This window comes from Streptomyces sp. NPDC053079, from assembly GCF_044546695.1.
GTDB lineage: Bacteria > Actinomycetota > Actinomycetes > Streptomycetales > Streptomycetaceae > Streptomyces.
On the sequence record NZ_JBITZJ010000008.1, the window covers coordinates 100,437 to 120,532 of the forward strand.

Below are 20,096 nucleotides of genomic sequence, written 5' to 3' on the forward strand. Positions count from 1 at the left end.
CCGTTTGTGGCACACCACTGGGAAAGCCACCAAGGGCTGCTGGCTGTGTTCGACGGCTCGGGTGGCTCGGGCGCGGCTCCCGTGTGGCAGGCCCCGGACGGCACCACGCGCACCGGTGCCTGGGTAGGCGCGCGGGTGGCACGCCTGGCGACGGACTGCTGGTTCCGCGAAGTGGCGCGGGGTGGCGAGCCCGGCGGGCCGGAGGACCTGCAGGAGTACCTCCAGTGGTTCCTGTCCAAGGCACCCCAGCGCCGTAGCAAGATCAGCGGCACGATGCGGCGCCAGCTGCCCACCACGTTGGCGGCTGTGCACTATCGCGTACTGGGCGGCGGCGCCCATGCAGAGCTGCGGCCCCTGTGGGCCGGCGATTCCCGGGCGTACGTACTGCTGCCCGCGACGGGCCTGCACGTGCTCACCCGCGACCACACCCGCGAGAGCGACGCCCTCGAGCTGTTGCGCACCGACCCGCCCATGACCAACCTGATCTGCGCGGACCGCGGCTTCGAGGTCGACACGCAATTCCTCGCAGACTTTCCGCTGCCCTGCGTGCTCGTCGTCGCCACCGACGGGTTCTTCGGCTATGTCCACACCCCTGCGGACTTCGAGTACGTTCTGCTCCGTACGCTGCAAGAGGCCAACACCGAGGACGAGTGGGCCGATCTGCTGCGTCGCGAGGTGCAGAGCTACACGGCGGACGACGCCTCTCTCGCCCTTCTGGCCCTGGGCCACGAACACTTCGCCTCCCTGCGGGACCTGTTCGCCGATCGGTTGCGCCATGTGACCGACCGCCATGTTCGGACACGGCCTCACGCCCTCGACCGCCGGACGGCGGCGTCCCCGGGCCGGCCTCCGGAGCAGGAGGACCCGGGCGAGATATCCGCCGCCATCCGTGCTTGGCAGGACGACACCTGGCACGCCTACCGCGCCAGCTACGAAACATACCTGCCGCCCGCACCCGAGGAGCGAGCATGAAGAACGGCGATGTGATCGCGGGCTACCGCATCACCACAGAGCCCACCAACGCCAACGGAGGGAAATGCATATGGGCGTTCGCCGAAAAGGGCGGGTCTCACTACTTCGTCAAGCAGTTCCTGGAGCCCAAGCGTCCGCGTGACGACGACAGCCGCGACACCCCCAGCCTGCGAATCCGCCGCCAGCTGGCACGGGAATTCGAGGAGCGCCACCGTACGATCATGACGCGTCTGCGGCCCGACGCCCGAGGCGGTGGCAACATCGTTCTGGCCACGGACTTCTTCCATGAGGGAAGCACGTACTACAAGGTCACGGAGCGGATCGACACTTCCAGCCTGGAGAAGCCGCAGGTCTTGGAGCCGCGCCACAAGATGGTGTTGCTCAAGACCCTCGGCACGAGCCTCAAGCAGCTGCACGACATCGACGTGGTGCACGGTGACCTGAAGCCGCTGAATGTTCTGGTGCAAAAGCGCGACGACGCCGCGTTCCACACCGCGAAACTCATCGACTTCGACGATTCGTACATCTCCGGGAGCCCGCCGGAGCCCGACGACATCTCTGGCGACTCGGTGTACGGGGCGCCGGAGTGGCGCCGCTACATGCAGCGCGATGACGGGGTCGGCCCGGAGCACCTCACCTGCGCCGTGGACGTGTTCGCACTCGGACTGATGACGCACCTCTACATCACGGGTGAGCTTCCGCACTACGCGGAGCGGTTCGGCTCCCCGGCCGACGCGGTGAACGCCGGCGAGGAACTCTCGTTCAGCACACGGTTGTCCGATGACATGCTCGGGCTTCTGCGCGCCATGACCGCCCGCGCTCCCGGCAGGCGCCCACGCATGGCGGCGTTCTTGAAGGCGCTGTCGGATCCCAAGGTGTGCGCACTCCAGCACCGCAGGCCGGGGACCAGCAAGCCGGCGGTTGCACCCGCCACGGCCAGCGGACCGAAGGCACCCGCGCCTCGCACGAGCCGCATCCGGACCAACCTCAAGCAGGGGCCGGCGGGACGGGCCGGCACCGGGACGACCGCGCCCGCTCCACCACCGCCGGCCGCCGCGGAGCCCGCGGCCGCCCACCCGGCGCCTGCGGCCACCGAGCCGCCCGGCCCTCGGCCGTCCCGGGTCCGGATCAACCTGGGTGACCGCGGCCGGGAACGTCGCACACCCTGACCCCACACAAGGAGACGTGAGTGAACGCCAACATTGACCAGTACCAGGGCAACCTGCAGTACGCGGTGGACATCGTCCTGTGCATCGACGCCACCGGCAGCATGTTTCCCGTCCTCGACAACGTGAAGTCGAGCGCGCTGCAGTTCCATGACCGGCTCAACGACGTGATGGCAAAGAAGGGAAAGGCAATCAGCCAGCTACGTCTCAAGACCATCGCCTTCCGGGATTTCGGCGACGACCCGGGGTCCGCAATCGAACAGACCGACTTCCTGCACCTGCCCTCCCAGGCGAAGGGCTTCGAGCAGTTCGTACGGGGCATCGAGGCGTCCGGCGGCGGCGACATCCCGGAATCCGGCCTGGAGGCACTCGCTCTGGCCATCAACGCGCCGTGGGAGACCGGCCTCGACCGTCGACGCCATGTGATCGTGATGTTCACCGACGCCCCGGCCCACCCCCTTGGCACGGTCGGCACCACGGCACATACCTACCCGTCCGACATCCCGCGCAGCATCGACGACCTCTTCGAACAGTGGGGTTACGCGCGCAGCCAGACCGCCGTCATGGAGCAGTCGGCGAAGCGGCTCGTCCTGTTCGCCCCGGAGGGAGCTCCCTGGTCCGATCCCATCGCCGAGGAGTGGGACCTGACCCTCCACTTCGCGTCCAAGGCCGGAGCGGGCCTGGAGGAATTCGAGATGGACGAGATCATCGAGACGATCGCGAACAGCCTGTGAAGTTGCACTGGCCGGGGTTCTCCCTGTCGTGCGGCAGCGAGGGCCGCCTGGAGTTCGTCTGGGAGAGCTTCGGCGTGCTCGACGCCAAATTGGAGCGGTGCGTCGCCGCGACATTCCACTCTCCCGGCCCGGACAGCGGATGTCAGCTGATCTTCCGTTTTCGCTTCTCCGCAGGGGGCGATGCGCAGGAGAGGCAGGACCTGGTGGTAGTGCGTGTCGACGCTCCGGCCCGGCAGGCCCGGGAGGCACAGATGTTCATGAACACTCTGTGGCTGCAGTTCGGGGTGCCGGACCAACCGGAGGAGAGAGGTGACGACACCGAGCTGGAGAGGGTCCCCGACGGGCCGGGCTGGATCGTGGCTCCTGCGGGACCGGCGTCCGAAGAGCTGTTCGAGCACGTCATGGCCCGAATCTCACGCGACACCGACTGAACTACTCGACAAGGAGAGGTAGAACACGAGTGGGGGCAACGGCCAACTGGCGCTGCGCGGACTGCGACACGTACAACTCTCCTGCGGAAAGGTCCTGCACGATCTGCGGGGGGATGCGTCGCACGGCCGCCGCCACGGGCCCAACGGCCTCGAAACCGGCGGCATCGAAGCCGGGCTCTCCGAAATCCACCGGCGCCGAGCCGACTCCGTCGAGGCCGAGTGCCGCCAAATCCGCCCCTCGCAAGCCTCCCTCAGCGGCAAAGCGACCGGCGGCGGGGCGGCCCGCCGCCGGTTGGCGATGCAACCTGTGCGATACGAACAACGCCCGCAGCGACCTCGCCTGCATCGTCTGTGGCACGGACTGGAAGGCGGCCACGAAGAAGTCGGCTGCCAGGAAGCCCGCCGCAGGGCCATCAGGCGGGGAACCGTCCGGCACCGGGAAGGCCGCGCCGAAGAAGTCGACCGCCAGGACGACAGCACCCAAGAGGCCGACACCGAAACGGGCGCCCTCCGGATCCTCCGCGGCTAGGGCTTCCGCGTCCACGCCGAAGCCTCCCAGCCCCGGCGCCGCCAGCCGACCGTCGACTGGCTCCGGGCGCGGCGCATCTGGCGGCCCGCGCCCCGAGGGAATCTTCTACCCCTCATCAGGAACGGCCGGCTATACCCCCACGGCGCCACGCCCGCCGGCCCCGCACTCCCCTCCACGGCCCGCGCCCGCTCCGTCCCCGGCGCCGCGGCCCTGGCCGTCGGCCGCCCCCAAAAAGAACTCCGAAGGGCGCTTGTCAGGCTGCATAGGGGCGGCTGTGATCTTCGTTCTTCTCGCCCTGTTGGTCGACAAGTGCCAGGGCATGTTCGACTCCGACGGCCCGGACAGTGACCCACGCCCGAGCCGTACCGCGGCATCCTGCCCGGGCCGGATCGCGGCCGAGCTGCCCCGCGGAGAAAACGCCGAGCTGGTCGACGCGTTCCGCACGGACAACAAGCAGATCACGCTGTGTCGTACGACCGGCGGCTCGCTCTACTACTTCGGAGAGTTCAGTGACCACCGCGAGCCTGGCATCGCCATGCGCGCCGAGAAGACGACCGACGGGTACGAGGCGAACAACGACTCGTACCGCTACGTCATTCACGACGGAGTCGTCACGATCTACGATTCCGGCGATCAAATCGGCCAGGAGGAGATCACTCCGGAGCCGTCGCCCAAGTGACTCCTCTCTTCGAGCGCCATGAATGTCAGGCAAGCGTTGGTCGATCCGGCAAAGGCAGCGGCTCATGGTGGTGCCAGAGCAAACACCGGTCCGGGAGCACCTCCGCGATGCCCCATTCGAGGCGCATCACCCCGCGGTCCATGGAGCAGGCGTACGCCACCAGGACCAGGCTCACGTCCGGGGCGAGGCGGCTCAGGTCGCCGTGGATCTCCTGGGCGTGCGTGTCCTGCAGGCCGAGGTCCAGCTCCTCCTGCAGAGGTTCCGGCCCGTGGCGACGGATCAGGTCGAACCGCAGGCCGGCCGCGCGCCGTAGCCGGGCAACCGTCACCGGCACGTCCGCCTTCGCATAGCGGATCGGGTACAGGACGTGTCCGGCGATCACCATGACCGCGCGGCCCTGCAGGCGCACGGGAGTCGCCCCCAGCGGCTCCAGGCCCGTCGCCAGTTCTTCGTACTGGGCCGCGTGCAGCCCGTGACCGTAGGCCTCGAGGGTCTGTGTGTCGACACCCTGGTGTCCCACCCTCGCCCGTTCGTGGGCGCGCACTATGCACGCCGGCACCACCTTCGATAGAGGACCACCCAAGTCCCCGAAGGTCTTCTCGACCCAACCGGATGACGCGCTCGTTCCCCCCACGCCCGTTCCCCCCTCCGCACATGCGCTGCTGCCAGGCCCCTCCCCGACCGTGACGCCCGCCACCGCGTCTCCACAAGTGCGCACTGCCGCGCACCAGCGCTTTCCGCCCCTGTGGCGGTTTTCACGCCACGCATCGGGAACGCCCAGGCCCCGCTCCCCCCTCCACAAGGGCACACCACCTGCCATGTGCCCTCCGGGGCCGCGGACCCTTGCGGAGCGAGCCGATGACGCGTTCACCTTCCGGTACTCACCCGCCCCGGGGGCCTCGCCGGCCCTCGCGGGCGAGGCGATGGGGCATCGTCACGGCGTGCATAGTCGTGTTCGGGCTGATCGCCTGGCCCGTCATGAGGCATTTCGAGATTCCCCCGTTCACGGACAAGGGCGACCCCGTCAGCTACGGCAAGGTCGGCCCCGGCCAGTCCAAGGGTGGCGGCGGCAAAGGCGGGGGCAACGGCGCCAAGGCCGCCGACCCCAAGGTCCTCATGCCGACCGGTCCCGCCGCGGACTTCAAGAACGCGAGGACTCTGGAGGACGGCACCCACGTCAGCGTCGTCACCCTCGACGGCAAGAAGTCGGGCTTCAAGGGGAAGGTGTGGGTCTGGGCTCCCAAGGAGTACACGGACGACCCGAAGTACGCCAAGAGCGGGTTCCCCGTCATGATCGCTCTGCCCGGCGGGCCGGGCTACGGCACGAACTACTGGTGGGCCGGCTTCAGGTTCCAGGAGAACATGGCCAAGTGGTACAAGGAGGGCAAGAGCAAGCCGTTCCTGCTGGCCATGCCGGTGCTGAATCCGGGGCCGGACGACAAGGGAATCTACTGGGACGGCAGTGACATCCCCGGCCAGCCGAAGATGGGCACCTGGCTGACCGAGGACGTCCCCGATCTGATGAAGGCCAATTTCCGCACCCTCACGTCGCGCGACGGCTGGGCTTTCATGGGCTCTTCCACCGGTGGGTTCGCCGGCCTCAAGGCCGTGCTGAAGCACCCGGACAAGTTCAAGGCCGTCATCGCCAACGGGCCCGACGTGGTCCCCGACTCTCCCCTCTGGAACGGCCACGAGAAGGAGAAGGCGGAGAACAACCCCGAGGTGCTGGCCAAGCGGCTGATCGACACCAAGGGCCCGGACGTCTATCTCGCCTTCCAGGTCGGTACCAGGGAAAGCAACAAGCACACCCTGCCCGACGTCAAGAAATTCATGGCGACATACACCCAGGGCCCGGTCCACACCTACCTGAACACCATCGAAGGCGGCAGGCACGACGGCGCCACCTACGCCCCGAATCTCGGCAAGGGCCCCATCGAGTGGATAAGCGAGCACATCGAGGGGCCGACTCCCTCTTCCTGACGACGCATCCCCTCAGGACGTTCGCGTAAGGCCTCCCACCTGCGGCGCAGGGGCTTGGGACCGCCTCCTCGACCAAGCCCCCGCCGCCCCGGATTCAGTCGGAATCCCGGGCCGCGCCACCCATCCGGCCGGAATCCCTTACCGAATGGAGCAATACGACTACCCTGCGGATGCTCCGCCCGGGTTGCCGGGTGAACCTCGGAAGCAAGGAGGTACACCCCGTGAAATCAATCCGTACCGCACTCTGCGGCACTCTTACGGCAGTTGCCGTCTGCGCGGCCCCCGCCGCCTACGCCCTCAACGACCCGGCCGCCAAGGCCGGGACGGTTGAGCTGTCCAAGGTCGACACTCGTCTCGCCACCGGGCATCACGACGACGATGACGACTGCGACGACGACGACCACGGTCGCAAGCACCACGGCCGCGACCATCACGACGGTCGCGACGACGACTGCGACGACGACCACGACAGCGGCAAGCACGACAAGGGCCGTCACGACAAGGACGACGACGACTGCGACGACGACCACGGCCGGGACGACGACCACGGTCGCAAGCACCACGACCGGGACGACCACGACAAGGGCCGCGACCACGACAAGGACAAGGACGACCACGAAGACCACGACAAGGGCCGCGACCACGACAAGGGCCGCGACCATGACCACGGCCGCGACCACCACAACGGTGGACACGGCCACGACGGCGGACGCGACCACGACAGCGGGCGCGACCACCACGACGGCGGCAAGGAGCACCACGGCCGGCCGAGTCACCACGCCCACGCGGGTGGTGGCGCCACCGCCAACGTGGCCGCTTCGGAGTCCTCGGCTCTCGACACCCCGGCACTCGCCTTCGCAGGTGCCACGGTGGGTATCGCAGGTGGGCTGATCTGGTACCGCCGTCGCGCCAACGCGGCCAAGCAGTGACAGAAAGCGAATCCGCGATATGTCAGAGGTGCGCACAGGCGGCTACAGCCGCCTGCTGACAAGGGTGGCCTGGGCGGCATTGCTCACGGCACTGTGGCTACTGGGCAACGGCAACACCGAGGAGCCGATAACCACGGCTCCGAAGACCGGTGACGTCGCCACCGCAGGCCGCCCTCCCGCGCACTCCCTGCCCCCGGCACACGAACCGTTGCCGGGGGCAGGCCCCCAGGCGCTCGTCATCAAGGCCCTCGGGCTGCGGGCCCCCATCGAGGCGCACGGGCTCGACGCGTTGGGCGGCGTCGAAGCACCGCCGTACGAGCGGCCCAACGCGGTCGCCTGGTACCAGGACGGGCCGCAACCCGGCAGCAGTGGCGCCGCCGTCCTCGTGGGCCACGTCGACACCAAGAAGTCCCCCGCCGTCTTCTACGAGCTCAGCAACGTCAAGCGCGGCCAGAAGATCAACGTCACGCGCACGGACGGAACCGTCGCCGAGTTCACCGTCGAGAGCGTCACGACCGTCGAGAACGACAAGTTCGACGCCGACAAGGTCTACGGCGCGCCCGACCTCAAGCGCGCCGAGCTGCGCCTGATCACGTGCGGCGGGGACTACAACCGCGCCCAGCACGAGTACACCGCCAACGTGGTCGTCTCCGCATACCTGACCGGAGCCGGCCAACTGCCCCCCAGCACCCGCATGCCGCGCGCCCCGGGGACCGGCCCGGGATCCGGCCTCGGCTCCGACCCGGGGACGGGTACGGGGTCGGGGTCCGGGTCGGCAGGCACGGCAGACCCGTCCGACGAACCGCGCGCGGCGACCTGACCACCCCACCGGCCCGGCCTCAAGGCCGTATGCGCGCCAGCACCCCGTCCTCGTCGGCCACCCGGTACGGCCGCTCCTCCGGCAGCAGCCGGGCCGCCTCGTCCACGGCGCCCTCCCCCACGAGCCGGCGGACGCGCGTCGCGAGCGGGGTGACGTCCCTGATGGCGACCGTCCACTCGTCGGCGTAGCGGCGGGCCGCCTCGCCCGACAGGCCCAGCTGCAGCGAGCGGTACGGCAACGCCCGCAGGTACAGGTCCCGTTCGGGGTCCCACTGGACCCTCGTCGGCGCGGCCTTCAGCTGCTTCTTCCATGCGGCCTGGTCGGCGTGGAGGCCGCGTTCGTAGTGGGACAGGCAGGCGTTGCGCAGGGCCCACTCGAATCCTTCGCGGCTGATCTCCACGGCCAGGACGGTCTCCTGGCCCTCCTTGGTGCCCCAGCCGCAGCGGTACATCATCCACAGGAACGAGGGCTTGATCCATGTCATCCGGTCCCGCTTCCAGGCGGCCGGGAAGCGGCCGTCGCGCGCCGCCGGCAGGCCGATCGCGGGGGTGTAGGCCTGGTAGACGGTCACCGTGTCCGCCGTGTGGACGGCCCGTATCCGGTACCTCGGCTCCGCCTCCCGCGGGGCCTCTCCGACGATCCGTTCCGCTGTGACCTGTGGTTCTTTCACCCCGACAGAATGGGGTAACCGGCCCGCGTGTGCCACCGCATTACCGCGCGGGGCCGCGTCGTACCCCTGGCGATCAGCTCGCGGCAGGGGCAGGCTGTCGTCCCCCAGCACATCGAGGAGGGATATTCCATGACTTCGCACTTATCCCAGACGCCCGGGCACCTCTCATGAACGAGGGCAACGAGGGCGTCTCCCGCATCGCGCTGACTCCCGCCGCCGCCCGGCTCATCCGTGCGTTGCGGGCGAAGCACGGGCCGCTGATGTTCCATCAGTCGGGCGGTTGTTGTGACGGCAGCTCGCCCATGTGCTATCCGCGCGGTGAGTTCCGCACGGGCGGTTCCGACGTGCTGCTGGCGGAGCTGGCCGTGGAGGACGTGGACGAGCCGGTCGGGTTCTGGATGTCGGCCGAGCAGTTCGAGCGCTGGCGCCACACCCATCTGACGGTGGACGTGGTGCCGGGGCGCGGCAGCGGCTTCTCGCTCGAGGCGCCCGAGGGAGTGCGGTTCCTCATCCGCTCGCGGCTGCTGACCGACGAGGAGGCCCGTCTGCTCGACGGACGCGAGGCACGCGTGCCCGGTGAACGGGAAGCACGCGTGCCCGACGGCCGGCGGGCCTGACCTCTTCGGCCGGCCCTCCCGCGCCCGTAGCCCCTACGACGCCGCGTCCACCAGCGACAGCGTGTGCAGGCGCTCCGGCGGCCCCGGACGGGCGTAGTACCAGCCCTGAGCCGTGTCGCAGCCCAGTAACCGCAGGTGGTCGGCCTGGGTGCCCGTCTCCACGCCCTCGACCGTGACCGACAGGTCGAGGGTGTGGGCCAGGGAGACGATCCCCTCGACGATCTTGACGTCGACGGGGTCGGCCGGCGCGCACTGCATGCCGCGGGTGAAGGAACGGTCGAGCTTGAGCGTGCTGACCGGCAGCCGGCGCAGGTACGACAGGTTCGAGTAGCCCGTGCCGAAGTCGTCGAGGGCGATGTCGACGCCGAGGTCGGCGAGTTGGCGCAGGGGGCGCAGCTCCTCCTCGTCGGCGCCGATGAGGGCGTTCTCGGTGACCTCCAGGCACAGGGCGGAGGGGTCGAGGCCCACGTCGGCGAGGACGGCGACGGTGTCGGCGACCAGGGAGGGGTAGCGCAGCTGGGAGGGCGAGAGGTTGACGTTGACGCGCATGGGGGCGCGGCTGTCGTCCTGGGTGCGCCAGGAGCGGGCCTGGCGGGCGGCCTCCTGCAGGACCCAGCGGCCCAGCGGCACGATCAGCCCGGTGCTCTCGGCGAGCGGGATGAACTGGTCCGGGCCGAGGACGCCGTGCACGGGGTGCAGCCAGCGCACGAGGGCCTCCGCGCCCCGTACGGTGCCGTCGTCGAGGCGTACGAGTGGCTGGTACTCGATGAAGAACTCGCCGTTGTCGAGGGCGGCGGGCAGGCAGTTGGTGAGGCTGTGCCGGGCGATGACGCGGGCGTCGCAGTCGGCGTCGGCGAGTTCGTAGCGGTTCCCGCCGGCGGCCTTGGCCCGGTACATGGTGATGTCGGCGCTGCGCAGGACCTCTGCCGCGCCGAGCTGTCCGCCGCGGCCGTCGACGACGCCGATGCTGGCGCGTACGGACAGGTCCCGGCCGTCGAGGCGGACGGGCTCGGCGAGGGCGGCGAGCATGCGGCCGGCGAGGGCGGTCACGTCGTCCGCGGCGCCGGGGCCGGTGGTCAGGGCCACGAACTCGTCGCCGCCGAGGCGGGCCACGAGTTCGTGCGGGGCGGTGGCGCAGGCGCGCAGCCGGTCGGCGACGGCGACGAGCAGCCGGTCGCCGACGGTGTGGCCGAGGCTGTCGTTGACGGATTTGAAGCCGTCGAGGTCGAGGTAGCACAGACCGAAGCGGCCGGTTCCGCTCTTGCCGCTCCCCCCGTCCTCGTCCCCGTCCCCCAGCGCGTCGTCGAGGCGCTCGAAGAACAGGGTGCGGTTGGGCAGGCCGGTGAGGGCGTCGTGGGTGGCCTCGTAGCGCAGGCGCTCGTGGAGCTGCCGGCGCTCGGTGATGTCCTCCAGGAGGGCGATCTGGTACTGGGGTTCGCCGGCGGCGTCGCGTAGGAGGGAGACGGACAGATCGGTCCACAGGACGCTGCCGTCGCTGCGGTAGAACGGCTTCTCCACGCGGTAGTGGTCGCGGTCGCCGCGGGCGAGCTCGCGGTAGAGGCCCCAGATCTCGGGGGAGTCGTCGGGGTGGACGAACTCGCCGACGTTGCGGCCGTTGGCCTTGCGGCCGGGGCTGCGGAACATGCGCATCAGTGCTTCGTTGACGTCCATGATGCGGCCGTCGACGTCTGCTATGCCGACGCCGACGGCGCTGCCCTCGAAGATCGCGCGGAAGCGTGCCTCGCTGGCGTGCAGGGCCCGTTCGGTCTCGCCCTGCGCGGCGCGGGCGGTGCGGGAGACGGCCGCCTGCTCGGCGCGGGCGCGTTCGGCCAGGGCCCGGGCGAAGCCGGTGGCGACGGCGTGCTGCACGCGTGAGCAGCGGGCGCGGGTCTCCTCGGCGGGCATGGGCTGGTCGGGCGGGAGGTAGAGGACGAGGTAGGCGTCGATGACGCCGAGTATCAGGGGCAGGGCCTCGGGGTCGGTGCAGTGCGCACGGACCAGCGCCGCGCCGACCTCGGTGGCGGGCCGGGGGTCGAAGGGGCGGGCGTACAGCGTCTCGCGCAGCACGGCGGCCAGGGGCATGAGGTAACGCTCGAACTGGGCCCGGGTCATGGGGCGCACCATGACGCCCGCGGTGGCCGGATAGACCGCGCGGCTCCAGATGGCGGCGAACCGCCGCAGCCGGTCGTCCCGGAAGCCGGGGCCGGCCTTGCCCACGGCCATGGCGGTGCCCACGGCCGAGTCCACGGCGCCATACGAAACCGGGGTGACGGTTTGATCCACGGACAGCATTCTGCCACTGGACATTCCGGTCATGGCCGCCACCCCACCCCCGTGAGCCCGGCTTTCGCCGGATTTCCGTGCGCTGCGCCTGGTCGCACGGCGTTCTCACGAGGGCTCGTCAGCCACGGAGAACCGACCGCGCGGTAGCCGCGCACGGACAGGTCGACGCCCCGGGGGGCCGGGGTGGGACGCTCCATCAGAGTGTGTCTCCAGCTCAATCGCAGGAATGTCGTGGGGTGTTGAGCGAAGGCTACTGATCGTCCGTTCGAATGGAAGCAACAAGCGGAAATGGGTCATCCGCATTCAGCCAACACCCGTGTTCACCCTCGTGGGGTGCCCCTCACGACTGTCCGAAACCCTCCCCTCACGTGAGATGCGTCTCCTCCGGCCCGCGCGAATGCCGCAACTCGTGTCAGCGCACCCCCACCGAGGCCAGCGCCCGTGCCTGACGGGTGGTCGGGCGCACGGGGAAGTAGAGGTAGCAGATGCCTCCCGTGCCGCTTCTGACCTCTCCCTGGGCGTTGTGGCGCTTGGTGCGCAGCCAGATGTTCTCGAATTGTCCGCGCTTGTAGACCCTTTCGACCGCCGCGTTCGACGGACTGGCCGGATCGTTGGCGATCACGTCGCCGTCCTCGGTGAAACCGACCACGCACATCAGGTGGCCGGCCGTGCCGTAGCCGGCCCCGTCGAGCTCGGAGGCGAGGAAGGACTGGGAGGTGATCAGCGGGATCCCGGCCTTCACGAGCCGCTCGGCCTCGCCCAGGGAACGCAGTCGCGTCACCACCCCCTGGAGGTCGTGGTACGTGGCGGCGTACGCGGCGTTGAAGGGCCAGTTGCCGCAGCCCTTGTACTGGTAGTCGTAGGTGTGGCGGGCGGCGTGGCAGACCTGGGGGTCGGCGTAGGAGGGGTCGACCCAGGCGAGGTCCTCGGCGGTGGGCCCACGTCCCCAGTACTCCAGGACCATCTGGGAGGAGGTGGGGCTGCACCACGCCTCCCCGCCGTTGTCGTACTCCGGGTACTGGCCCTTGTGGATCTCCTGGGAGTAGCGGGGCACCCTCAGCTTGTGGCCGGCCCCCTCCCCCGGCCGCGAGGCGGGCACGGTGAAGCGGTCGGGGATGTCGGAGCCCATGGCGCCCAGCCGCCAGACGGTGGGCGTCAGGCGGGTGCCCGGCCTGCGGTGAAGGGTGAGCCGCAGCTCGTAGGAGACCAGGCGCAGCCCGCTCGCCGGGTCGTCGACGGCGAGCGTGTCGGTGGAGACGTTGCTCTTCTTGTCGCCCTGCCCGTCGACGCTGGTGCGGCGGATGTCCCCGGCCGCGTCCCCGGACGTCCAGCGGCCCATCACGTACCAGGGCGAGCGGGTGCCGTCGGAGTACGCGGTGCGCAGCTCGGTCTGGAGCCAGGTGCCGGCGGGGGTGCGGGCGTTCCAGGACACGACGATCTCGGTCGCGGGGTCGGGCAGGGTGCGGACGGGCGACAGCCAGGTGGCGTACTCCCAGCGCGCCGTGGTGCCCGTGTGCGGGTCCGTGTATTCGAGGGTGCCGATCGGCCGGTCGAGGACCAGGCCGGGGCGGTCGCCGCCCAGGACGCGGGTGCCGGCGCCCCGGCCGCCCGCCCACTGGGGAAAGGTGGTCCAGGCCCGGTAGTCGACGGTGCCGTCCGGCCGCTCCCGGCCGCCGCCGCGCGCCGCCGCGAAGGCGGAGGGGGCCGAGGACAGGGGCGATGCTGCGGCCGTGACGGCGAGGGCTGCGGCGAGCACGGTGCGGCGGGGTGTGGGTCTGCTGGACATGACGGTGGTCCCCCAGTCGTGGGTGGATGGGGCTGCGGGCGCGCTCCGGCCGGTCGGGGCCGGACCACTATCGCGCCGCGCGGACGGTCCAGGCCAGTGATTCCCCGTGCGGCGCGCCCTCAATGCCCGGGCTGCCGGGGACCGGTCCTAGGGTGGTGCGGTGAACGATCCCCACGACCCGGGTCCGGCCCCCGCACACCCCTTCCCCGACCCGCTCGACGACCTCGCCCGCCGGCTGCGGGCGCTGCCGCCCTCCGTCGGCCCGGTGCGGCTGGTCGCCGTGGACGGCCACGCGGGGTCGGGCAAGACCACCTTCGCCGGGCGACTGGCGGCGACGCTGGGCGGCGCACCCGTGCTGCACCTGGACGACCTGGCGACGCACCAGGAGCTGTTCGAGTGGATCGGGCGGCTGCGGGAGTGGATCCTGGCGCCGTTCGCGCGCGGGGAGGACGCCCGGTACCGCACCTACGACTGGGTGGCGCGGGCCTTCACCGAGGAGCGCGTCCTTGAGGCCGCGCCGGTCGTGCTGGTGGAGGGCGTGGGCGCGGGACGGCGTGCGCTCCGCCCTTATCTGGCATGCCTGTTGTGGATGGAGTTGACGGATGAAGGCTCCTGGGAAAGGGGTCAACTCCGCGACGGTCCCGAACTGACCGAATTCTGGGACGGCTGGAAGCGAGCGGAGCGCGCGCATTTCACAACCGACCCCACCCGCCCGTACGCCGAACTCCTGGTGCTGCAGGGACAGGAGGGATACATGTTGCTGCCGGGGCCTCAGAAAACCGACTGATCCACGACGTCCCTCACCCTCAGTGAACGCCCGCCGTCGGTCCGCTCCCCACCTGCGAGCATTCCCCGCCGAGTGCCCCAACTCGGCTTGACCCGGGGGGCGTACAGGACTTACGTTCTCAATGTGCGGCGGACGAAAGCCGCTTGCAGCAGCGAAGCCCCCGGTTGTTCCCCCGTGATCGGGGGCTTCGTACTGCGCCCCACGCAGCGATTTGAGCCCTTTGTTCCGCGAACCCCTCCCAGCGCGTCACCCTCGGTGACCACTCTCCGGGTCGCATTCGCGACCGCCCCCGGCTCACGCTCGCGCGGTGATCTGCGCCCCCGCACCCTTCGGCCGACCCCGACCGCGCAGGTACGATGCGAGGCGGCGCACCCATCGGCGGGCAGCTCCCGGGCATCCCCCGGACACCCCCGACGGGACCGCGCCGGTACGGCCGGCAACTCCCGTCCACAGCACAGCAGTTCGGAAAGGCGCGGCCAAGGCACTCGCCCGGCGGCACGGCACGCTACGGGGGCAGGTTTGTGGGGGACGTGATGGATCTCGGCATGCAGGGCCCGCCCGCCCCGGCCGATCTCGCCTGGCTGCGCGCCGTCGACGCCTACACCATGGGCGCGTACACCGAGGCCGAGAAGGAGTTCAGGGTCGCCGTCCGCGTCGACCCCGGAATGGCCGACGCCTGGCTCGGCCTGCACGCGCTGCGCGCGGAGACCACCACCGCGCTGCTGCGCATGTACCGCCACCGCGACCGGTTCGGCGAACAGCGCTCCCGCCACCGCCGCCCGCTCAACTCCTGGTACTGGCTCGGCTGGTGGGTCCAGCCGGTCCTGGAGACCCACCGCGACCTGCTGCTCGCCCACGCCTCGCACTGGCTCGACGGCCGCCACGTCCCCGAGCTCGACCAGGCCCTCGCCGGCTGCCCGCCCGTCGAGACCGACCCCCAGGTGCGCTTCCTGCACGCCTGCCGCGCCTATCTCGTCAAGGACTGGGAACAGCTCGTACGCCACACCGAACCCCTCCTCGACGACCCGCTGCTCGGCATCGAGGCGGGGCTCTTCGGCGGCATGGCCCGGGTGCGGCTGGAGATGTACGGGCACGCCGAACCGCTGCTGGCCGCCGCCCTGATGCGCTGCCGCAGCGAACAGCCGCAGCGCAAGGAGCTGCGCTACTGGCTCGCCCGCGCCCACGAGGGCACCGGGCGCAGCGCCGCCGCCCTGCCCCTCTACCGCGCCGTGCACCGCGTCGACCCCTCGTTCATGGACACCTCGGCCCGGCTCACCGCCATCGCCGACGGCGACGGGCTCGACGACGAGCACGTGGACCTGCCGCCCGTGCCGCTCGGCGCCTCCTTCCCCGACCCGGTCGACGCCGGCCTCGAGCCGGAGGGCCAGACCGCCCCCGACCCGCTCGAGGGCCGCGACGTCCTCACCGGCACCGGACCCGGCACCGCGCCCGGACCCGCCCCCACCGCGGGCGCCCCCGTCGAGGCCGACGGCGTCCGCGAGAAGCTGCGCGTGCCCGCCCAGCCCGGACCCCCGCCGCTGCCCGGCCGCTCCGACCCCGTCCTGCTCGCCAAGGCCCTGGCCGAGCTGGAGCGGATGGTGGGCCTCGAACCGGTCAAGCGGCAGGTGCGGGCGCTCTCCGCCCAGCTGCACATGGCCCGCCTGCGGGCCGGCCAGGGGCTGCCCGTCCAACCCCCCAAGCGGCACTTCGTCTTCTCCGGCCCCTCCGGCACCGGCAAGACCACGGTCGCCCGCATCCTCGGCCGCGTCTTCTACGCCCTCGGGCTGCTCGGCGGCGACCACCTCGTCGAGGCCCAGCGGGCCGACCTGGTCGGGGAGTTCCTCGGCCAGACCGCCGTCAAGGCCAACGAGCTGATCGACTCCGCCCTCGGCGGCGTCCTCTTCGTCGACGAGGCCTACAGCCTCTCCAACACCGGCTACAGCAAGGGCGACGCCTACGGCGACGAGGCCCTGCAGGTCCTCCTCAAGCGCGCCGAGGACAACCGCGACCGCCTCGTCGTCATCCTCGCCGGCTACCCCGAGGGCATGGACCGCCTCCTCGCCGCCAACCCCGGCCTCCACTCCCGCTTCACCACCCGCGTCGACTTCCCCAGTTACCGCCCCGCCGAACTCACCAGCATCGGCGAGGTACTGGCCGCGGAGAACGGCGACGCCTGGGACGAGGAGGCGCTGGAGGAGCTGCGCAGCATCAGCGGCCATGTCGTCGAGCAGGGCTGGATCGACGAGCTCGGCAACGGCCGCTTCCTGCGCACCCTGTACGAGAAGAGCTGCGCGTACCGCGACCTGCGCCTGTCGGCCTATCCGGGCACGCCCACGCGCGACGACCTGGCCACGCTGCGCCTGCCGGACCTGATGCAGGCCTACGGCGAGGTCCTCTCGGGCCCCGGCTGGGGCTCCCCCCGCCGCCGCCAGGGCGACGCCCGGGACCCCCAGGATCCGGCGCCCTGACGGGCGGTGTCCTCAAGGCGCCGGACGGGCTGAATTTCAGCCCGTCTGGGGGCACCTCCCAGCGGTAGCTGGGGAGCTTGAGGACCGGGGTCCGGGGCGGAGCCCCGGTGCGGGCTCAGCCCGCCATCGCCTCCTCGGCCCGCGGTACGCGCGGATCCGTGACGCGGACGGCCGGCGCGGGCGCAGCCTCCCGGTGTGCCGGGTCGCGGACCTCGCCCACGAGCTTCTCCAGCACGTCCTCCAGCGCCACCAGCCCCAGCACGCGCCCCGACGCGTCCGTGACCGCCGCCAGATGGGCGGCGGCCCGGCGCATCACCGTCAGGGCGTCGTCGAGCGGCAGCTCCGCCCGGAGCGTCTCGACGCGGCGCCAGATGTGCTGCGGCACCGCCCGGTCCCGGTCCTCCAGGTCCAGCACGTCCTTGACGTGCAGGTAGCCCATCACGGCGCTGCCGGGACGGCCGGAGGCGCATATCGGGAAGCGGGAGTAGCCGGTCCGTACCGTCAGCTCCTCGACCTGGCGGGGCGTGACCGACGGGTCGACCGTCACCAGCGTGGCCGGGTCCAGCAGGACGTCCGTGACCGGGCGGCTGCCCAGCCCCAGCGCGTCCTCCAGCCGCTCCTGCTGCTCCGGCTCCAGCAGCCCGGCCTGGCGGGAGTCCTCCACGAGGTGGGTCAGCTGCTCACTCGTGAAGACCGCCTCCACCTCGTCCTTGGGCTCGACGCGGAAGAGCCGCAGCACGCCGTGGGCGCACGCGCCCAGCAGCCGGGTGACCGGCCGGCACAGCCGGGCGAAGGTCACCAGCCCCGGGCCCAGCCACAGCGCCGCCCGGTCGGGCGCCGACATGGCCAGGTTCTTCGGCACCATCTCGCCGATGACCAGGTGCAGGAAGACCACCAGGGCCAGCGCGATCACATAGCCCAGCGGATGGATGAGCCCCTCCGGCAGCCCCACCGTGTGAAAGAGCGGTTCGAGCAGCTTGGCCACGGTCGGCTCGGCCACCGCGCCCAGCGTCAGCGAGCAGACGGTGATGCCGAACTGGGCCGCCGCCATCATCTGCGGCAGGCTCTCCAGCCCCGTCAGGACCTTGCGGGCCCGGCCCGAGCCCTCGGCGGCCTTCGGCTCGATCTGGCTGCGGCGCACGGACACGAGCGCGAACTCGGCGCCGACGAAGAAGCCGTTGGCGAGGACCAGGACCAGCGCGAAGAGGAGTTGCAGCACGCTCATCGCCGCGCCCCCGTCAGGCCGTCGGTACGGACATCGGTACGGGCGTCGGCACGGGCATCGGTACGGGCGAACCGCACGCGCTCGGCACGGTGGTGTCCGACCCGGCGCACCGAGAGCCGCCAGCCGGGCAGCTCGGCGCCGTCCCCGGGGGCGGGGATGCGGCCCAGCAGGCCGGCGACGAGCCCGGCGACCGTCTCGTACGGTCCGTCGGGCGCCTCGAGGCCGATGCGGCGCAGCGCGTCGACACGGCAGCCGCCGTCGGCCTCCCATACCTGGCGGCCGTCCTCGCAGGCCACCGGGGCCAGCTGCGGCCGGCCCGCGTCCGCGGCGTCGTGCTCGTCGCGGACCTCGCCGACGAGCTCCTCGACGATGTCCTCCAGCGTCACCACTCCGGCCGTGCCGCCGTACTCGTCGACGACGACGGCTATCGGCTGCTCGCTGCGCAGCCGCTCCAGCAGCGGCTGCACGGGCAGGGTCCCGGGGATCAGCATGGGGGCGACGGCGATCCGGCCGACGGGGGTGCGCAGCCGTTCGTGGCCGGGTACGGCGAGCGCGTCCTTGAGGTGGACCATGCCCACGACCTCGTCGAGCCGCTCCCGGTAGACGGGAAAGCGCGAGAGGCCCGTGGCACGGGTGAGGTTGAGGACGTCCTCCGCGGTCGCGGTGGACTGCAGGGCGCTGACCTTCACCCGGGGCGTCATCACGTGCTGGGCGGTCAGCCCGCCCAGCGACAGGGTGCGGACGAAGAGGTCGGCGGTGTCCTGCTCCAGCGCGCCGGCCCGGGCCGAGTGCCGGGCGAGCGAGACGAGTTCGCCGGGGGTGCGGGCGGATGCCAGCTCCTCGGCGGGCTCGACGCCCATGGCCCGTACGAGCCGGTTGGCGACGGCGTTGAGCAGGGTGATCACGGGCCGGAAGACGTGGGCGAACAGGCTCTGCGGGCCGGCGACGAACCGCGCGACCTGCAGCGGCCGGGAGACGGCCCAGTTCTTGGGCACCAGCTCGCCGACGACCATCTGGACGGCGGAGGCGACCAGCATGCCGGTCACGACGGCGACGCCCGGGGCGGCGCCGTCCGGGAGCCCGGCGGCGGTGAGGGGGCCGGTGAGCAGCCGGCCGAGCGCGGGCTCGGCGAGCATGCCGACCACCAAGGAGGTGATGGTGATGCCCAGTTGGGTGCCGGAGAGCTGAAAGGAGAGCTCGCGCAGCGACGCGACGACGGTGCGGGCCCGGGGGTCGCCGTCGGCAGCGGCCCGCTCGGCCTCCGGCCGCTCCACGGTCACCAGGCCGAATTCGGCGGCGACGAAGAAGCCGTTCGCGAGGATGAGGAGCAGCGCTGCCGCGAGCAGCAGAAGAGACACGGTGATACTCATGACGCCGCCTCGCTGTGGGGGGCGGCGCAGGTACTACAGGACGGTCCGTCCATTGCCGGAGTAAGTCACTCCTCGGTTCGCAGGTACCCCGGTGCGGGGGCGGGCACGTGTGTGCCCGTGACACCAGAGTAATCATGGAACCGGGAGGTGCACCGATTCAGGTCGTGGACCGGCCCGTGCCGTGCTCCTCGGCGAGCGCCCGCAGGGCGCGGGCGTCGGCGATGGCCTGCTGTTTGGCGATGCCGGTCTGGATGCCCATGGCGGGCAGGCTGGTGCCGTCGGAGAGGTCGAGGTAGACCCACGGGTCGCCGGCGCGCAGATTGACCCGCACGATCTGCGGCCAGGCCAGCCGCCGGGTCGTCGTGAGGTTGGTGACGGTGACACCGTCCTCGGTGGCGACGACCTTGGGGCGGCTGAGCAGCCCGAGCACGCCCAGGCCGAGCAGCCCGGTGCCGATGAAGGTGATCCGGTCCCCCGTGGTGAACGACTCCAGCATCAGCGAGAGCGCCGTGAGCACGGCGAGCAGGGCGCCGCCGATGCTCAGCAGCACGACCCGGGTACGGGTCGGGCGGAAGGTGACGGGCAGCTCGGGGGTGGACACGTCGTGGGTCGCCTTCGTGCGGATACGGGTCGGGCGGTGGAAGGGGGCG

The 20,096-nt window shown here is 71.2% G+C and carries 19 protein-coding genes; 11 read left to right on the forward strand and 8 right to left on the reverse strand.

Annotated features, from left to right (window positions below):
* Positions 1 to 6 precede the first annotated feature (6 nt).
* From ACIGXW_RS28135 to ACIGXW_RS28150, 4 genes are read left to right on the forward strand one after another with little or no spacing between them, the layout of a single operon-like run.
* Complete coding sequence (locus ACIGXW_RS28135; protein ID WP_399575536.1) at positions 7 to 972, forward strand: serine/threonine protein phosphatase; 966 nt, start codon at positions 7 to 9, stop codon at positions 970 to 972.
* 11 nt (positions 973 to 983) lie between these two features.
* Entirely contained in the window at positions 984 to 2,141 is a 1,158-nt protein-coding gene (locus ACIGXW_RS28140) for a lipopolysaccharide kinase InaA family protein (RefSeq protein ID WP_399575537.1), read from the forward strand.
* A gap of 20 nt (positions 2,142 to 2,161) precedes the next feature.
* Complete coding sequence (locus tag ACIGXW_RS28145; protein WP_360912584.1) at positions 2,162 to 2,872, forward strand: vWA domain-containing protein; 711 nt, start codon at positions 2,162 to 2,164, stop codon at positions 2,870 to 2,872.
* Positions 2,873 to 2,874: 2 nt separating this feature from the next.
* Positions 2,875 to 3,303 carry a hypothetical protein gene (locus ACIGXW_RS28150; protein ID WP_399575539.1) on the forward strand — a complete coding sequence of 143 codons (429 nt, stop codon included), beginning with the start codon at positions 2,875 to 2,877 and terminating at the stop codon, positions 3,301 to 3,303.
* 1 nt (position 3,304) lies between these two features.
* Here the strand turns inward: ACIGXW_RS28150 and ACIGXW_RS28155 are convergent, their stop codons facing one another.
* Positions 3,305 to 3,847, reverse strand: coding sequence for a hypothetical protein (locus ACIGXW_RS28155; RefSeq protein ID WP_399575541.1), 543 nt, complete (start codon positions 3,845 to 3,847; stop codon positions 3,305 to 3,307).
* Between the two features lie 259 nt (positions 3,848 to 4,106).
* Between ACIGXW_RS28155 and ACIGXW_RS28160 the strand changes: the two genes are divergently transcribed.
* Positions 4,107 to 4,511 carry a hypothetical protein gene (locus tag ACIGXW_RS28160; RefSeq protein ID WP_399575542.1) on the forward strand — a complete coding sequence of 135 codons (405 nt, stop codon included), beginning with the start codon at positions 4,107 to 4,109 and terminating at the stop codon, positions 4,509 to 4,511.
* Positions 4,512 to 4,536: 25 nt separating this feature from the next.
* Here ACIGXW_RS28160 and ACIGXW_RS28165 read toward each other — a convergent pair whose 3' ends face one another.
* A complete protein-coding gene (locus ACIGXW_RS28165; protein ID WP_399575543.1) occupies positions 4,537 to 5,031 on the reverse strand; it encodes a hypothetical protein in 495 nt (164 codons plus the stop codon).
* A 458-nt stretch (positions 5,032 to 5,489) separates the two neighbouring features.
* Between ACIGXW_RS28165 and ACIGXW_RS28170 the strand changes: the two genes are divergently transcribed.
* The 3 genes from ACIGXW_RS28170 to ACIGXW_RS28180 all read left to right on the forward strand — a co-directional run bounded on the left by ACIGXW_RS28170 (position 5,490) and on the right by ACIGXW_RS28180 (position 8,240).
* Positions 5,490 to 6,491 carry an alpha/beta hydrolase gene (locus tag ACIGXW_RS28170; protein WP_399575545.1) on the forward strand — a complete coding sequence of 334 codons (1,002 nt, stop codon included), beginning with the start codon at positions 5,490 to 5,492 and terminating at the stop codon, positions 6,489 to 6,491.
* Positions 6,492 to 6,712: 221 nt separating this feature from the next.
* Positions 6,713 to 7,420 carry a hypothetical protein gene (locus ACIGXW_RS28175; RefSeq protein WP_399575546.1) on the forward strand — a complete coding sequence of 236 codons (708 nt, stop codon included), beginning with the start codon at positions 6,713 to 6,715 and terminating at the stop codon, positions 7,418 to 7,420.
* Positions 7,421 to 7,439: 19 nt separating this feature from the next.
* Positions 7,440 to 8,240, forward strand: coding sequence for a class F sortase (locus tag ACIGXW_RS28180; protein ID WP_399575548.1), 801 nt, complete (start codon positions 7,440 to 7,442; stop codon positions 8,238 to 8,240).
* 19 nt (positions 8,241 to 8,259) lie between these two features.
* Here the strand turns inward: ACIGXW_RS28180 and ACIGXW_RS28185 are convergent, their stop codons facing one another.
* Positions 8,260 to 8,910, reverse strand: coding sequence for a DUF4291 domain-containing protein (locus ACIGXW_RS28185; RefSeq protein ID WP_399575549.1), 651 nt, complete (start codon positions 8,908 to 8,910; stop codon positions 8,260 to 8,262).
* Positions 8,911 to 9,077: 167 nt separating this feature from the next.
* Between ACIGXW_RS28185 and ACIGXW_RS28190 the strand changes: the two genes are divergently transcribed.
* Complete coding sequence (locus ACIGXW_RS28190; RefSeq protein WP_071962783.1) at positions 9,078 to 9,527, forward strand: DUF779 domain-containing protein; 450 nt, start codon at positions 9,078 to 9,080, stop codon at positions 9,525 to 9,527.
* A gap of 33 nt (positions 9,528 to 9,560) precedes the next feature.
* On the opposite strand, the gene ACIGXW_RS28195 is transcribed toward ACIGXW_RS28190, so the two are convergent.
* The gene (locus tag ACIGXW_RS28195) at positions 9,561 to 11,750 is read right to left on the reverse strand and encodes a putative bifunctional diguanylate cyclase/phosphodiesterase (RefSeq protein WP_399575916.1); all 2,190 of its coding nucleotides are present in this window, start codon (positions 11,748 to 11,750) and stop codon (positions 9,561 to 9,563) included.
* Positions 11,751 to 12,222: 472 nt separating this feature from the next.
* Entirely contained in the window at positions 12,223 to 13,596 is a 1,374-nt protein-coding gene (locus ACIGXW_RS28200) for a C39 family peptidase (protein WP_399575551.1), read from the reverse strand.
* A gap of 160 nt (positions 13,597 to 13,756) precedes the next feature.
* Between ACIGXW_RS28200 and ACIGXW_RS28205 the strand changes: the two genes are divergently transcribed.
* Both ACIGXW_RS28205 and ACIGXW_RS28210 read left to right on the forward strand, forming a co-directional pair.
* Positions 13,757 to 14,383, forward strand: coding sequence for a uridine kinase (locus tag ACIGXW_RS28205; protein ID WP_399575553.1), 627 nt, complete (start codon positions 13,757 to 13,759; stop codon positions 14,381 to 14,383).
* Between the two features lie 533 nt (positions 14,384 to 14,916).
* The gene (locus ACIGXW_RS28210) at positions 14,917 to 16,851 is read left to right on the forward strand and encodes an AAA family ATPase (RefSeq protein WP_399575555.1); all 1,935 of its coding nucleotides are present in this window, start codon (positions 14,917 to 14,919) and stop codon (positions 16,849 to 16,851) included.
* Between the two features lie 115 nt (positions 16,852 to 16,966).
* On the opposite strand, the gene ACIGXW_RS28215 is transcribed toward ACIGXW_RS28210, so the two are convergent.
* The 3 genes from ACIGXW_RS28215 to ACIGXW_RS28225 all read right to left on the reverse strand — a co-directional run bounded on the left by ACIGXW_RS28215 (position 16,967) and on the right by ACIGXW_RS28225 (position 20,047).
* Positions 16,967 to 18,076: a hemolysin family protein gene (locus tag ACIGXW_RS28215; RefSeq protein ID WP_399575557.1), complete on the reverse strand. Its 1,110-nt coding sequence runs from the start codon at positions 18,074 to 18,076 to the stop codon at positions 16,967 to 16,969.
* A complete protein-coding gene (locus tag ACIGXW_RS28220) occupies positions 18,073 to 19,440 on the reverse strand; it encodes a hemolysin family protein (RefSeq protein WP_071963656.1) in 1,368 nt (455 codons plus the stop codon). The genes ACIGXW_RS28215 and ACIGXW_RS28220 overlap by 4 nt, the downstream gene beginning before the upstream one ends.
* 163 nt (positions 19,441 to 19,603) lie before the next feature.
* Positions 19,604 to 20,047, reverse strand: coding sequence for a PH domain-containing protein (locus ACIGXW_RS28225; protein WP_399575559.1), 444 nt, complete (start codon positions 20,045 to 20,047; stop codon positions 19,604 to 19,606).
* Positions 20,048 to 20,096 lie beyond the last annotated feature (49 nt).

Bases quoted from the DNA above. Each gene is read 5' to 3' on its own strand.
- ACIGXW_RS28190 (WP_071962783.1), top strand. From the start codon at position 9,078: ATGAACGAGGGCAACGAGGGCGTCTCCCGCATCGCGCTGACTCCCGCC.
- ACIGXW_RS28195 (WP_399575916.1), bottom strand. From the start codon at position 11,750: ATGGCCGTGGGCAAGGCCGGCCCCGGCTTCCGGGACGACCGGCTGCGG.
- ACIGXW_RS28215 (WP_399575557.1), bottom strand. From the start codon at position 18,076: ATGAGCGTGCTGCAACTCCTCTTCGCGCTGGTCCTGGTCCTCGCCAAC.
- ACIGXW_RS28170 (WP_399575545.1), top strand. From the start codon at position 5,490: ATGAGGCATTTCGAGATTCCCCCGTTCACGGACAAGGGCGACCCCGTC.
- ACIGXW_RS28210 (WP_399575555.1), top strand. From the start codon at position 14,917: ATGGATCTCGGCATGCAGGGCCCGCCCGCCCCGGCCGATCTCGCCTGG.
- ACIGXW_RS28180 (WP_399575548.1), top strand. From the start codon at position 7,440: ATGTCAGAGGTGCGCACAGGCGGCTACAGCCGCCTGCTGACAAGGGTG.
- ACIGXW_RS28200 (WP_399575551.1), bottom strand. From the start codon at position 13,596: ATGTCCAGCAGACCCACACCCCGCCGCACCGTGCTCGCCGCAGCCCTC.